This window comes from Staphylococcus pseudintermedius, from assembly GCF_001792775.2.
Classification (GTDB): Bacteria; Bacillota; Bacilli; order Staphylococcales; family Staphylococcaceae; genus Staphylococcus; species Staphylococcus pseudintermedius.
On record NZ_MLGE02000001.1, the window covers coordinates 182,365 to 197,508 of the forward strand.

Sequence of the window (15,144 nt, forward strand, 5' to 3'; positions counted from 1 at the left end):
CTAATTTTGAAATGGTTATTTTTCTATAGTAATTTTACTTTTAGCATAATAGTAGGAAGTAATACCAAATAGCACACTTCCAGTCAACCAGCCTAAAAAGTTAACCTCTGCAAAATTAAGTCGTTGGTGTGAAAGAAATGCAAACAATATATTGATTAACAACGACATTACAAGGAACAACACACTCGCAAAAATGGATTGAAATCTTATTTTTTTCAACACAGCGTGATATGCTTCTTCGCTATAAACCACTTCTTTATATACATCAGACTTCTTCAAAGTAATTAAAACAGATACAGCGTTAAACAATGCTAGAACGAGTATTAAAATAGTTCCAACGCTCAATGTATTTTGATATGCATCAACAGCAAGACTAATAAAAAGGAATAATAAAAGTATCCAAAAAGAGCTCAAAAATAAGTACTTCATTTTTTCATTAATCAATTGTTCTTCTCTCTCATCTCGACCTTGCACGAAACCTAACATGCGATTCATGAAGCGCTTTTTGTTACCCATCATGTCATCTCAGTCCTCCCAAAAAATATCATTCAACGTAACACCTAATGTTAAACAAATACTAATGCATAACTTCAGGGACGGGTTGTACTTATTATTTTCAATCAAATTAATCGTTTGTCTTGAGACGCCTACTTTTCGAGACAATTCTAATTGGGAAATCCCACATTTTTTCCTATATTCCACCAATCGATTCATCATGTATGCCCCTTTTGGAATGTCATATATATTGTACTTTTATATTAAGAGATTTTTAGGAGGATGTCAAATATAAATGACATATACAATAAAAAAATGCGTATGACCAAGCATCCATCGTTCACTTGATCCTACGCATAGATATAGAACTAACCTTTTATTGTTGTTAATACTTTATTCGGAACATCATTTTCAGCTATAGGTTCGACATTCAAAATAACGCCTTTTTGATCGGTCATCGTCACTTTAATCCAGTCGCCCTCTTTCATTTGTTCAATATCTTTATCTAAATATACCGTATGCTTATCATTTTCGGAATACAAAGCGATACTGTCATGTTTATGCGTCACTTGACCATAATAATCTTCTTTTTGATTCAAATTGATTAAACTTATTGAAATATAGACCACCATAGTCACCAATAATACCGCTATCGCAATCAGTGTAACTTTTTTGCGCGCCATCGTTGTAACTCCTTTAGTCAAACAAGATAATACTACTATATCCGAGTTGGTAACAAATGTCATAGCCCCTGAGACTGAAATATTCATACAGCTAGAAAAGTAGGAAACTGGTAAACAATGCTTTTTTATCAGTTCGTTTTATATACTAGATTCTGAATTAGTATTTTTTACACTCAGAGACGTACTAACAAAATAAATATTATACTTCCTTTATAAAATTTTCATCAAATATACAACTAGATACAACACTGAAATAATCAGCATGATAATCGATAAAAATCCTAATTTACTAATTTGGCTATTCTGCACTTCATTTGTAACAAATACACTTAATAGTATTGTCATTATAATAAATAGTAATAAAATAAAGACGCCTCCTCACATAATTGCAATATTACTCTAATTACAGACATAAGTGAATCTAAGCAAACAGAAATACCATTTTTTTCTTGTGTGCTGTTTTTCTATTAATAAAATTAGACGTACGTGAGACTCCCCTCAACATACGTTTATTTACAAACTGTTTGATATTCAATTATTAGAATATGCATCAACGCCTACATTACGAGAACCGTGTAAGACTTCTGAGAGCCAAAAAGAAAAGGTGCAAGCAGTCTTTGCTCACACCTCAATAACAATCACTTACGATACAATCGGATCTGAATCTCCACATAATCTTCATGCTCTTTTTCTTTTTGTTCATACCGAATTCCATTCGCACGGATTTCCATCAAACTATCCGCAATAATGTCACGGGCTTCAGAGACATCTTGTGCAAATTCAGGAGGACGCGCCACGACTTTCTCTTCCACCACATCGTCTTTAACGGTTGTTGCCTTCAAACGCTCCTCGGTTTGTTTCACATTCAATTGCTCTTTCAAAATTACACCGAGCATCTCTTCTTGAAATTCAGGCGTTTGGCCAACGAGTGCACGGGCATGACGCTCTGTAATTTGATGTTCACGGACCGCTTCCAATACGACAGGCGTTAACTTCAACAAACGCAACTTATTCGCGATGAAACTTTGACTCTTTCCAACACTTTTGGCGAGTTCGGCCTGTGTAATGCCTTCAAACGCTAGTAATTTTTTGTAGGCTTCTGCTTCTTCTACAGCTGATAAGTTTTCACGTTGTATATTTTCAATCAGTGCAACAACAGCTGTTTCCTCATCATCTAAATGACGCACGAGTACTTCCGCATCTGTCATTTGATTCATTTGCAAGGCACGAAAACGGCGCTCACCTGCAATGATTTCATACATATTTTCTTCAATCGGACGTACAACAATCGGCTGGAGTAAACCGTGTGCGCGAATCGACTCGGCCAGTTCTTCAATACGTGCTGTATCAAACTTTTGACGCGGCTGGTATCGATTAGGTACGATTTTTTCAATATTGATCGATTGCACGCCCTTTTTGTCTTCATCTGTCACGGTTAATAGGTCGTCTTTATTTTTTAAACCAAATAACTTAGAAAAGGGTTTCTTCATGTTTATTCTCTCCCTTTAATATTCCATAATCCATGCTTTATTCAACAAGTGGTGATTTGTTTGGCGTTCCCGGTTTACGCGGATATTTTTTAGGCGTTTGGCTACGTTTTTCTATCGTTACAATTTGACGTTCACCTGCATCTTCCGGTAAATCAAAAGTATCGACTCGCTCAATGCGTCCTCCTAATACACCTACTGCAAAGCGTGCTTCTTCCAACTCTTCTTGACCTTTTGAAGATTTCAATGCCAAAAAAACACCATGCTTTTTCACTAATGGAATGCAGAGTTCACTCAACACTGTCATACGTGCGACAGCCCTTGCTGTGACAACATCGAAAGACGCCCGGTAGTCTTCATTCTTCGCAAATGTTTCTGCACGATCATGCACAAATCGGACACCTTCCAATTCTAACACTTCTGCCAATTGATTTAAAAACTGAATGCGTTTGTTCAATGCATCAACAATGGTTACATGAATTTCTGGAAAGATAATTTTCAATGGAATACTTGGAAACCCTGCACCTGCACCCACGTCACACAAGTTGAGTGGCTGATTGAAATCATGATAAAAGCTCGGCGTGATGGAATCATAAAAATGTTTCAAATACGCTTCATGCTTTTCAGTAATACTTGTTAAATTAATTTTCCCATTCCATTCTACAAGCATTTCATAATATTTTTCAAATTGTTGCTTTTGATGCTCGGATAAAGTGATTCCGTGCTCACTTAATTGTGTCGCTAACCATTCTACGCTCATTTATTTCACCCTTTGAATTTTGCCTTGTTCTAAGTAGACTAATAAGATCGAAATATCGGCCGGATTGACACCAGAAATACGTGACGCTTGTGCGATGTTTAACGGTTTCACTTCAGCTAACTTTTCACGCGCTTCCGTTGCGAGACTGTCGATTTGACTGTAATCCAAGTCTTCCGGAATTTTCTTTTGTTCCATACGTTTCACTTTATCTACTTGTTGCAATGACTTCGTGATGTAACCTTCATATTTCGTTTGAATTTCAACTTGTTCTTCAACATCTGCCGGCAATTGACGCTCTTCCTCTAAAATCTCAATAATCGTTTCATAAGTCATTTCTGGACGACGTAGCAATTCTTTCGCCAAAATACCATCTTTAAGACGAGAACCGCCCTTTTCTTCAATGATTTGTTGTACACGTTCGCTCGGTTTAACACGAATTTGTTCTAAACGTGCCATTTCATCAGTAATTTGTTGACGCTTCGTATTAAATCTTTCGTAACGTTCATCAGAAATTAAACCTAACTCGTGACCTAAGTCTGTTAAACGTAAATCTGCATTGTCATGACGTAATAGCAAACGATATTCGGCACGAGATGTCAATAAACGATACGGTTCATTCGTTCCTTTTGTCACAAGGTCATCAATTAACACACCGATGTACGCATCTGAACGGCGTAAAATCGTTTCCTCTTTACCTAACACACGCGCTGCTGCATTAATTCCGGCCATTAAACCTTGACCTGCCGCTTCTTCATAGCCTGATGTTCCGTTAATTTGACCTGCTGTATAAAGATTTTTGATCATTTTCGTTTCAAGCGTTGGCCATAATTGTGTTGGTACGAGTGCGTCATATTCAATCGCGTAACCTGCACGCATCATGTCTGCTTTTTCTAAACCTGGAATCGTCGCTAACATTTGACGTTGCACTTCTTCAGGTAAGCTTGTTGACAATCCTTGGACGTAAACTTCATTTGTATTACGGCCTTCTGGTTCAAGGAAAAGTTGATGTCTTGGCTTATCATTAAAACGCACAAACTTATCTTCAATGGATGGGCAATAACGCGGTCCTGTTCCTTTAATCATACCTGAGTACATCGCGGATAAATGCAAGTTATCATCAATCACTTGGTGTGTTTCGCCATTCGTATACGTCAACCAACATGGGAGCTGATCTAAAATATATTCTGTCGTATCATAACTGAATGCACGACCGACATCATCACCAGGTTGAATTTCTGTTTTACTATAATCAATCGTTTTGGCGTTCACACGTGGTGGTGTTCCTGTTTTGAAACGCACGACTTCAAATCCAAGTTCGCGTAAATGATCTGCAAGTGTAATCGATGGCAATTGATGGTTTGGACCACTTGAATATTTCAAATTACCGAGAATAATTTCACCACGTAAAAATGTGCCTGTCGTTAAAATAACCGCTTTTGCGCGATATTCTGTACCGATATTCGTACGGACACCTTTCACTTCTCCGTCTTCGATAATCAGTTCGTCTACCATTCCTTGCATGACTTCTAAGTTATCTTCATCTTCTAAAATACGTTTCATTTCTTGTTGATATAGCACTTTGTCTGCTTGGGCACGTAATGCACGAACAGCTGGCCCTTTACCTGTGTTCAACATACGCATTTGAATATGTGTTTTATCGATTGTTTTCGCCATTTGTCCACCGAGCGCATCGATTTCTCGCACGACAATCCCTTTCGCAGGTCCCCCTACTGATGGGTTACATGGCATAAATGCGATATTATCTAAATTGATTGTCAGCATGAGCGTATGTGCGCCACGTCGCGCTGATGCGAGTCCAGCTTCAATACCAGAATGTCCAGCGCCTACTACAATCACGTCGAATGATTTTACCATTTCGTTAACCTCCAAAAATTATTTTCCGAGACAGAATTGACTAAACAGTTGATCAATCAATTCTTCACTTGCGGATTCACCTATAATTTCACCTAAAATTTCCCATGTGCGCGTTAAATCGATCTGTACCATATCCATTGGGACACCCATTTCTGCAGCATCAATCGCATCTTGTATTGCATTTTTAGCTTGCTTTAATAATGAAATGTGGCGTGAATTAGACACGTACGTCATATCTTGGCTTTGTACCTCTCCACCAAAGAATAAATCACGTATTTGTATTTCTAACTCGTCTATCCCTTGTTGTTGGAGCATCGAAGTTTGAATGATTGGCATGTCTCCTACCATTGTTTCCACTTCTGCAAGGTCTAAGCGTTGTTCTAAATCAGTTTTATTAATAATGACAATCGCATCTTCGTTTTTAATCACTTCATATAATTTACGATCATCTTCTGTTAATGGTTCGTTATAGTTTAAAACGAATAAAATTAAGTCCGCTTCACTTAAAGCTTTACGCGAACGTTCCACACCGATACGTTCGACAATATCTTCTGTCTCACGAATCCCGGCTGTATCAACTAATCTTAACGGTACACCGCGGACATTGACATATTCCTCGAGCACGTCACGCGTTGTCCCAGCAACTTCCGTCACAATCGCTTTGTTATCTTGAATCAGATTGTTCAACATCGAAGACTTCCCGACGTTTGGCTTACCGACGATGACTGTAGATAAACCTTCACGCATAATTTTACCTTGCACACCTGTGTCGAGTAACTTTTGAATTTCTAGTTTAATCTCTTGTGAACGTTCTAATAAAAACTCAGTTGTCGCGTCTTCTACATCATCATATTCAGGGTAATCGATATTCACTTCGACTTGTGCCAAAATCTCCAAAATCGATTGACGTTGACGCTTAATTAAGTCACTTAAACGCCCTTCAATTTGATTCATTGCTACTTTAGACGCCCGGTCAGTCTTAGAACGAATAAAGTCCATGACTGCTTCCGCCTGTGATAAATCGATACGACCATTTAAGAAAGCACGCTTCGTATATTCACCGGGTTCAGCCATTCTTGCGCCATATGTCATCGTTAATTCAAGTACGCGGTTGATTGTCAGAATACCACCATGACAGTTAATCTCCACGATATCTTCTCGTGTAAACGTACGTGGTGCGCGTAATACTGACACCATCACCTCTTCAACGACTTCTTCAGTTTCTGGATCAATAATATGACCATAATTAATCGTATGCGTCGGGACATCCTTTAACAGATGCTTGCCTTTATATAGCTTATCTGCAATCTCGACCGCATCATGACCTGATAAACGGACAATACCGATTGCCCCTTCCCCCATTGGTGTTGATATACTCGTTATCGTATCCAGTTGTTCCACGATTGACGTACCTCCCTTTAACACAATATTCCTTTTCATATTGTAAAATGTTTCTCAATCTATTGCGAATCACATGTTTTATTTGCGGTATTTAATGAAAGTTTGCTTTATTCATTATTAGAAGTTAGACTTCGGTTTGTCTGAAGTCACACAAACCGAAGTCTAAATCTCCCCTACTTTATTCGTTTGTTAAAGACCTTCGCAATTTTTAAAACATGTTCTAAACTCTTTTGAATTTCAGCTGTCGACATCGTCTTCGCAGGAAATCTTGCAATCACAATAATATCTTTCGGCAAGATGTCTTCTTTGTGCACTTTAAAGCACTCTCTTATGCTTCTTTTAATTCGATTTCGAGTCACAGCATTACCTAACTTTTTTGAGACGCTGATGCCTAGTCTAAAATGTGTTAACGTCTGAGTTTCATAAGTATAGACGACAAATTGGCGATTGGCTACAGATTTACCTTTGCGATAAATCAATTGAAAGTCAGCATTTTTTTTGATTCGGTATGCTTTTTCCATTGTACATCACTCGTCTTTCTTCAAAATGCCCAAAATAGCGGGATAGTGATTAGGACAACCACTCAAATTTCATCGTTTTTCATTAGCCCTCTCTAATTCGTCACAATTGCTCAATCATGTCTCATCCAATAGCCGTTAACTCAAAAAAAAGACCACTGAATGAGTCAGTGATCTTATGCTGATAAAACTTTACGACCTTTACGACGACGACGAGCTAATACTTTACGGCCGTTTTTAGTGCTCATGCGTTTTCTGAAACCATGAACTTTACTATGTTTACGCTTATTTGGTTGATAAGTACGTTTTACCATGCAAAACACCTCCATCTTCATTCATTCAATTATCTAAATACGTCATTATAGATAAATTAAGTTAATTTCATTTTTAATAAGTTCAAAATAGATATTTCTCTACTAAAATGAAACGTCTACATTTCAAGCAACTACTACAATATAACAAAATCATCTCTGTAAATCAAGTGGGTTTTTTCATAATTATCGATAATCGTTGTTGAAAAGTTGTCCACTTATTCACATCCCTCGTCACTCAAATTGTGGATAACATTTTCATGTGCACAAGTTACTTAAGATGATAACAACATATTCACAGCCGTTTGACATCACCCCTTGTGAAAAAGTATAATTGTGTGGATAAGTGGTGTAATCCCTTATTCTGCATAGGTTGAATACTATGTAATGTACGCAAATATATTGTGAATAACTCACAATCAAATGATACTCATCCACAGCTTGTGATTAAATTGTGGATAATTATTAACACCCTGTGATTAACGTCATTCACAGGTGGGGATATTGTGTATAACAAAAATTTTTACTTAGGAAGATGGAGTTAAAATGTCAGAACAAGAAATTTGGGATAACGTTCTCAGCTTATGTAAAGAAAATGTCACTACTGTTTCATATGACACTTGGCTCAAAGACACAACACTCTATGCTCTATCTCGTGATGAAGCTATCGTTATTGCAGCACAGCCTTTTATTGCGAATTGGCTTACTACTAACTATACAAAGCTGATTAAGCAATATTTAGAAGCTGTCACGCAACAAACCATTAACACCATTAAGTTCATTACTGAAGAGGATCTACAAGAACTTAATGTCGCTTCGTCATCTCATCAATCAGGTCATTCGACACCTGTTGAACCCGTTGTGTCTGGTGAGCAGTTCAATACAAACAACACTTTTGAAACGTTTGTAATTGGACCTGGTAACCGCTTCCCGCACGCTGCAAGTCTTGCTGTTGCGGAATCACCTGCCAATGCCTACAATCCACTCTTTATCTATGGGGGCGTAGGTTTAGGAAAAACGCATCTTATGCACGCAATTGGACATTACGTGTTAGAAAATAATCCAGATGCGAAAGTGCTTTACACGTCAAGTGAAAAGTTTACGAACGAATTCATTCAATCGATTCGAAACAATGATACTGAGTCATTCCGTGAAAAATATCGTAACATCGATATTCTATTGATTGATGATATTCAGTTCATCCAAAAGAAAGAACAGACGCAAGAAGAGTTTTTCCACACTTTCAACGATTTACATCAAAACAAGAAGCAAATCGTCATCTCTAGTGATCGCCCGCCAAAAGAAATTTCAACTTTAGAAGAACGTCTTAAATCACGCTTCCAATGGGGACTTATCGTGGACATTACACCACCTGATTTCGAAACACGTATGGCGATCTTACAGAAAAAAACTGAAGAAGAAAATCTCGATATTCCGATTGAGTCTTTAACTTACATTGCCAATCAGATTCAGACGAATATTCGTGAACTTGAAGGTGCTTTGACACGTGTCTTAGCCTATTCAAAACTTCAAGGAAAACCCATCACAACAGAACTCACTGCCGATGCATTAAAAGATATTATTCAAGTGACTAAAACTAAAAAAATCACGATTCAAGATATCCAAAAGGTTGTCGGCGAATATTATGGCGTGCGTATTGAAGACTTTGTAGCTAAGAAAAGAACGAAATCTATCGCATATCCGCGACAAATCGCAATGTATTTATCACGTGAGCTAACAGATTTTTCATTACCTAAAATTGGAGAAGAATTTGGTGGTCGTGACCATACAACAGTCATCCATGCACATGATAAAATTAAAAAAGATATCGAAAATGACCCAACTTTACGTCAAGAAATCGAAAGTTTGGAAAAAGATATCCGAAGTTAATTTGTGGATAACGTGGAAAAGTTGTACACATGATACACAGGTTATCCACATGTGAATAACCTTTATTTTCGCGACTTTTTTAAAGTTATCCACTAATCCACAGCACCTATGACTATGATTACTAATTTATTAATAACTATAACTATATAAACGACTGAAAGGAGTTTATAGATGATGGAGTTTTCTATTCAAAGAGATTATTTTATCACTCAATTAAATGACACATTAAAAGCTATTTCACCAAGAGCAACTTTACCCATTTTAACGGGGATTAAAATAGATGCGACGAATGAAGGTATTGTTTTAACAGGATCTGATTCTGAAATCTCAATCGAAATCACAATTCCTAACCAAGTCGATGGTCAAGAAATTATTAACGTGGTTGAACCAGGTTCAGTCGTGTTACCAGGCCGCTTCTTTGTGGACATTATTAAAAAGCTACCAGGTAAAGAAGTTAAACTTTCAACAAACGAACAATTTCAAACATTAATTACTTCAGCACATTCTGAATTCAACTTAAGTGGACTTGATCCAGATCAGTACCCACTTTTACCACAAGTTTCAAGTGATGATGCACTACAATTACCAGTAAAAGTGCTGAAAAACATCATTGCACAAACGAATTTCGCAGTGTCCACCTCAGAAACACGCCCAGTATTGACAGGTGTGAACTGGCTTATACAACAAAATGAATTATTATGCACTGCGACCGATTCACACCGCTTGGCTGTAAGAAAGTTGAAGCTTGAAGAAGAGATTGAAGATAAAAATGTCATCATTCCTGGTAAAGCATTAGCAGAGTTAAACAAAATTATGACTGACAGTGAAGATCATATTGATATTTTCTTCGCATCGAACCAAGTATTATTTAGAGTAGGCAATGTCAACTTTATTTCACGTTTATTAGAGGGACATTATCCAGATACATCTCGTTTATTCCCTGAAAACTACGAAATTAAGTTAGGGCTCAATAACTCTGATTTTTATCATGCGATTGATCGTGCGTCGTTACTTGCGCGTGAAGGTGGCAATAATGTCATCAAATTAAGCACAGGTGATACGCAAATCGAATTGTCTTCTACATCACCAGAAATTGGTACGGTTAAAGAAGAAGTGACTGCCAATGATGTTGAAGGCGGCAACTTAAAGATTTCTTTCAACTCGAAATATATGATGGATGCACTGAAGGCTATCGATAACGAAGAAGTTGAAGTAGAATTTTTCGGTACGATGAAACCATTTATTTTAAAACCGAAAGATGACGACACTGTGACACAACTTATTTTACCAATCCGTACGTACTAAACCGGCGCACCTATAAAAAGCAGTTGGCTACCAGACCAACTGCTTTTTTAATGCTTAGCTAAAACATTAAGATTTTCCTAATAGTTTGCACAAAATATGTGAAACTTCTCAGAGACAAAGTTAAAAGCAATATCCACCAGTATTTCAGCGGTGTCACCATTTCAATGTGTTGCAAAAAAATGACAAAATTTTAAAGTCATTTCCTGAACTTACACGTGTAATTATTCAAAGTGATTTAACTTTAGTATAATTAATATAACGAATGAATGGAGGAATGGACCTATGTTAAAGAAAAATAAATGGTTGATTATATTCATTGTTGTCATACTCGTTGCAGGTATCTTTTTTAGCTTAGCCACTTTCAAAACATCGAAGAAAGGAAATAGCGGATCAGGTGAAACACTTGCAGCAGAGACACAAAAGCAACCGACACAAGGTAAAAAAGATTCTAAAGTATTACTCGTAGAATTTGGAGACTTTAAATGCCCGTATTGCGGAGATTTTGAACGTAATATCAAACCTAAATTAGAAAAAGAATATATCGACAATAACAAAGTTGAATTTCGTTATGTCAACGTATTAATCCATGGGGAGGAATCTGAACTCGGCGCTAAAGCAGCACTCGCGGTGAATCAATATGCCCCTGACAAATATTGGCAATTTCATCATGCACTTTTTGAACAACAACCTAACAATAAAGATGATGTTGGGAGTCAACATTGGTTAAAAGACGATTTAATTCAACAGCAATTACAAAAATTAGATTTGAGTGAGCAAGAACGTAAACAAATTACGGTAGCTTATCGTGACGAAAAAGGAGCGATAGCTAAGCGCGCGCAAGAAGATCATGCATTAGCGAAAAAAGAGGAAGTCCCATACGTACCCGCACTCTATGTGAACGGTAAACAGGTTGAAGACGAGACAGATTTCGACGCGATTAAAAACGAAATCGACAAAGCGCTTGAACAATAAAATAGCTGTACATCCGTTGAAACAGATTCACATGTTCCACATGAAACTTTTACGTGAAAATTCCTTTCTAGAGCATGAAATTTTCGTAATAAAAATGTATAATATATAAGTGAGTAAATATGAATGGAGTGATGAATTTGGCTGAGGAAGTAATCGTTGATGGCGCACTAACTTTAGGACAATTTTTAAACTATGAAGGCATTATTGAATCTGGGGGCCAAGCGAAATGGTTCTTAAGCGAATATGAGGTCTTCTTAAATGGCGAATTGGAAACGCGTCGTGGCAAAAAACTGCAAGATGGCGATCAATTAGACATTCCTGAAGTAGGTTCATACATCATCAAATTCGGTGAGCAATGAAACTCAAAACACTCCAACTAGAAAATTATCGCAATTATGAACAGATAAGCCTCGATTGTCATCCCGAGGTCAATATCTTAATCGGAGAAAACGCACAAGGGAAAACCAATTTATTAGAATCGATTTATACTTTGGCACTCGCTAAAAGCCACCGTACAACGAATGACAGAGAATTGATTCGCTTTAATGCTGAGTATGCTAAAATAGAAGGTGAGCTTAATTTTCGTCATGGCATGATGCCGCTCACGATGTTTATTACGAAAAAAGGTAAAAAAGTTAAGGTGAATCATTTAGAACAGAGTCGTTTGACCCAGTATATTGGCCATTTGAATGTCGTCCTCTTTGCCCCGGAAGATTTAAGTATCGTCAAAGGTGCACCACAAGTGAGACGGCGTTTTATTGATATGGAGCTCGGTCAAATTTCGCGCTTGTATTTGAATGATTTATCTCAATATCAACGCATTTTAAAACAACGTAATCATTATTTGAAGCAACTGCAGCTCAAAAAGACACAAGATACGACGATGCTTGAAGTATTGAATCATCAATTTGTAGAATATGCGGTTAAAGTGACTCAGCGTAGGCAGCAATTCATTAAAGAGTTAGAATTGCTTGCCGCGCCGATTCATTCTGGGATTACGAATGAACGTGAAACTTTGACACTGCAATATTTACCAAGCATCAAAATAGAAGACGTCTCGCAGTCTGAGGACGTCTTAATTCAACAAGTGCTAGAAGATGTGCAACACCATATGGAACGTGAAATTGAGCGAGGTGTGAGTTTGTATGGACCGCACCGTGACGATTTAGCATTTCAAGTGAATGCCATGGATGCACAAACTTACGGCTCTCAAGGTCAACAACGCACAACAGCACTTTCGATAAAATTAGCAGAAATAGAATTAATGAATCAGGAAGTGGGGGAATACCCCATTTTATTACTTGATGACGTCTTAAGTGAGTTGGATGATGCACGTCAAACACATCTTTTGAGCACCATTCAACATAAAGTACAAACTTTTGTCACGACCACGTCAGTAGATGGTATTGATCATGAAATTATGAAGGATGCAAAGGTATATCGGATTACACAAGGAAATATAAAGCAATAGGCAGAAAGTGAAGGTGGAAGTTTTGGCTGATGTGAACAACTCAGAAAACTATGGCGCAAGTCAGATTCAAGTATTGGAAGGTCTTGAAGCGGTACGTAAGCGACCAGGTATGTATATTGGTTCAACTTCAGAACGCGGTCTGCATCATCTCGTTTGGGAAATTGTCGATAACAGTATTGACGAAGCACTTGCAGGATATGCTGATAACATAGAAGTAGTCATTGAGAAGGATAATTGGATTAAAGTTACGGATAATGGACGTGGGATTCCTGTTGATATTCAAGAAAAAATGGGACGTCCTGCAGTTGAAGTTATTTTAACAGTATTACACGCGGGTGGTAAGTTCGGCGGCGGTGGATACAAAGTTTCAGGTGGTTTACATGGTGTGGGCTCATCAGTAGTAAACGCCTTAAGTGAAACATTAGAGGTTTATGTGCACAGAGATGGTCGTATTCATCATCAAGCGTACCATAAAGGTGTCCCTGCTTTTGATTTAAAACAAGTAGGCGATACAGATCAAACAGGAACAGTCATCCGTTTCAAAGCGGACGGCACGATTTTCCAAGAGACAACAGTTTATAACTATGAAACATTACAAAAACGTATTCGTGAATTGGCATTTTTAAATAAAGGCATCCGTATTACGCTCACAGACGAACGTGACGAAGAAAATGTGCGTGAGGATAGTTATCACTATGAAGGTGGAATTAAGTCGTATGTGGAGCTTATAAACGAAAATAAAGAGCCTTTACATGATGAGCCGATTTATGTTCATCAAACACGTGACGATATTGAAGTGGAAATCGCACTACAATACAACAGTGGTTTTGCAACAAATCTACTGACATATGCGAATAACATTCACACGTATGAAGGTGGGACGCACGAAGACGGCTTTAAACGTGCATTGACAAGAGTGTTGAACAATTATGGTACACAAAGCAAGTTGATTAAAGAAGATAAGGATCGTTTATCAGGTGAAGATACACGCGAAGGCTTAACAGCAGTCGTGTCGATTAAACATGGTGATCCACAATTCGAAGGTCAAACGAAAACAAAATTAGGTAACTCTGAAGTTCGTCAAATTGTTGACCGTGTCTTCTCAGAGCTTTTTGAGCGCTTTTTATATGAACATCCACAGGTGGCACGCATCATTGTAGAAAAAGGGATTATGGCATCACGCGCACGTATTGCTGCTAAAAAAGCACGTGAAGTCACGCGCCGTAAATCTGCTTTGGACATTTCAAGTTTGCCAGGTAAATTAGCTGACTGTTCGAGTAAAGATCCGTCTGAAAGTGAGATTTTCTTAGTAGAGGGTGATTCTGCCGGGGGGTCTACAAAATCAGGTCGTGACTCACGTACGCAAGCGATTTTACCGTTGCGTGGTAAAATTTTAAACGTTGAAAAAGCACGCTTAGATAAAATTTTAAACAACAATGAAATTCGTCAAATGGTAACGGCATTTGGTACTGGCATTGGCGGCGAATTCGATATTTCGAAAGCACGCTACCATAAGATTGTCATTATGACCGATGCGGATGTCGATGGTGCGCATATTCGTACGTTGTTACTCACGTTCTTCTATCGCTTTATGCGTCCGTTGATTGAAGCGGGTTACGTGTATATTGCACAACCACCGTTGTATAAACTGACGCAAGGTAAGCAAAAGTATTATGTGTTTAATGACCGTGAGCTCGATAAATTAAAAGAAAAACTGAATCCTACGCCAAAATGGTCTATTGCACGCTATAAAGGTTTAGGTGAGATGAATGCGGATCAGTTATGGGAGACAACAATGAATCCAGAAAACCGTGCGATGTTGCAAGTGACGTTGGATGATGCGATTGAAGCAGACCAAACTTTTGAAATGTTGATGGGCGATGTCGTTGAAAATCGTCGTCAGTTCATTGAAGATAATGCCGTATACGCGAACCTGGATTTCTAGAATGAGAATTGGAAAATGAGAAGGAGGATAT

Annotated in this window: 15 protein-coding genes; 6 read left to right on the plus strand and 9 right to left on the minus strand. The window is 37.8% G+C overall.

The features are described from left to right. Positions 1 to 15 precede the first annotated feature (15 nt). The 9 genes from BJK46_RS00945 to rpmH all read right to left on the minus strand — a co-directional run bounded on the left by BJK46_RS00945 (position 16) and on the right by rpmH (position 7,533). Positions 16 to 519 (minus strand): hypothetical protein, encoded by a 504-nt coding sequence (locus BJK46_RS00945; protein WP_014614948.1) that lies wholly within the window; start codon positions 517 to 519, stop codon positions 16 to 18. A 6-nt stretch (positions 520 to 525) separates the two neighbouring features. Further along, positions 526 to 714, minus strand: a complete 189-nt coding sequence (locus BJK46_RS00950; protein WP_080552883.1) for a helix-turn-helix transcriptional regulator — start codon at positions 712 to 714, stop codon at positions 526 to 528. Positions 715 to 863: 149 nt separating this feature from the next. Next, positions 864 to 1,178: a hypothetical protein gene (locus BJK46_RS00955; protein WP_014614950.1), complete on the minus strand. Its 315-nt coding sequence runs from the start codon at positions 1,176 to 1,178 to the stop codon at positions 864 to 866. 638 nt (positions 1,179 to 1,816) lie between these two features. Then, positions 1,817 to 2,668: a ParB/RepB/Spo0J family partition protein gene (locus BJK46_RS00960; RefSeq protein WP_014614952.1), complete on the minus strand. Its 852-nt coding sequence runs from the start codon at positions 2,666 to 2,668 to the stop codon at positions 1,817 to 1,819. A gap of 37 nt (positions 2,669 to 2,705) precedes the next feature. Further along, on the minus strand, positions 2,706 to 3,425 hold the full coding sequence (rsmG, locus tag BJK46_RS00965; RefSeq protein ID WP_103263504.1) for a 16S rRNA (guanine(527)-N(7))-methyltransferase RsmG: 720 nt from the start codon (positions 3,423 to 3,425) through the stop codon (positions 2,706 to 2,708). Then, the gene (mnmG, locus tag BJK46_RS00970; protein WP_015728502.1) at positions 3,426 to 5,300 is read right to left on the minus strand and encodes a tRNA uridine-5-carboxymethylaminomethyl(34) synthesis enzyme MnmG; all 1,875 of its coding nucleotides are present in this window, start codon (positions 5,298 to 5,300) and stop codon (positions 3,426 to 3,428) included. A gap of 18 nt (positions 5,301 to 5,318) precedes the next feature. After that, entirely contained in the window at positions 5,319 to 6,701 is a 1,383-nt protein-coding gene (mnmE, locus tag BJK46_RS00975) for a tRNA uridine-5-carboxymethylaminomethyl(34) synthesis GTPase MnmE (protein WP_014614955.1), read from the minus strand. 173 nt (positions 6,702 to 6,874) lie between these two features. Continuing rightward, positions 6,875 to 7,222 (minus strand): ribonuclease P protein component, encoded by a 348-nt coding sequence (rnpA, locus tag BJK46_RS00980; protein WP_015728500.1) that lies wholly within the window; start codon positions 7,220 to 7,222, stop codon positions 6,875 to 6,877. Positions 7,223 to 7,395: 173 nt separating this feature from the next. Then, the gene (rpmH, locus tag BJK46_RS00985; protein WP_000240855.1) at positions 7,396 to 7,533 is read right to left on the minus strand and encodes a 50S ribosomal protein L34; all 138 of its coding nucleotides are present in this window, start codon (positions 7,531 to 7,533) and stop codon (positions 7,396 to 7,398) included. A 543-nt stretch (positions 7,534 to 8,076) separates the two neighbouring features. Between rpmH and dnaA the strand changes: the two genes are divergently transcribed. The 6 genes from dnaA (at position 8,077) to gyrB (ending at position 15,113) form a co-directional block, all read left to right on the plus strand. Beyond that, the gene (dnaA, locus tag BJK46_RS00990; protein WP_015729836.1) at positions 8,077 to 9,420 is read left to right on the plus strand and encodes a chromosomal replication initiator protein DnaA; all 1,344 of its coding nucleotides are present in this window, start codon (positions 8,077 to 8,079) and stop codon (positions 9,418 to 9,420) included. A 171-nt stretch (positions 9,421 to 9,591) separates the two neighbouring features. Then, a complete protein-coding gene (dnaN, locus tag BJK46_RS00995; RefSeq protein ID WP_014612662.1) occupies positions 9,592 to 10,725 on the plus strand; it encodes a DNA polymerase III subunit beta in 1,134 nt (377 codons plus the stop codon). Positions 10,726 to 11,007: 282 nt separating this feature from the next. After that, a complete protein-coding gene (locus tag BJK46_RS01000; protein ID WP_096548384.1) occupies positions 11,008 to 11,697 on the plus strand; it encodes a DsbA family protein in 690 nt (229 codons plus the stop codon). Between the two features lie 119 nt (positions 11,698 to 11,816). Next, the gene (locus BJK46_RS01005) at positions 11,817 to 12,056 is read left to right on the plus strand and encodes an RNA-binding S4 domain-containing protein (protein WP_019166052.1); all 240 of its coding nucleotides are present in this window, start codon (positions 11,817 to 11,819) and stop codon (positions 12,054 to 12,056) included. Beyond that, positions 12,053 to 13,168 carry a DNA replication/repair protein RecF gene (recF, locus tag BJK46_RS01010; RefSeq protein WP_065353904.1) on the plus strand — a complete coding sequence of 372 codons (1,116 nt, stop codon included), beginning with the start codon at positions 12,053 to 12,055 and terminating at the stop codon, positions 13,166 to 13,168. Before BJK46_RS01005 ends, recF begins: the two co-directional genes overlap by 4 nt. Positions 13,169 to 13,181: 13 nt before the next feature. Next, a complete protein-coding gene (gene gyrB / locus BJK46_RS01015; RefSeq protein WP_373366270.1) occupies positions 13,182 to 15,113 on the plus strand; it encodes a DNA topoisomerase (ATP-hydrolyzing) subunit B in 1,932 nt (643 codons plus the stop codon). Positions 15,114 to 15,144: the final 31 nt, after the last annotated feature.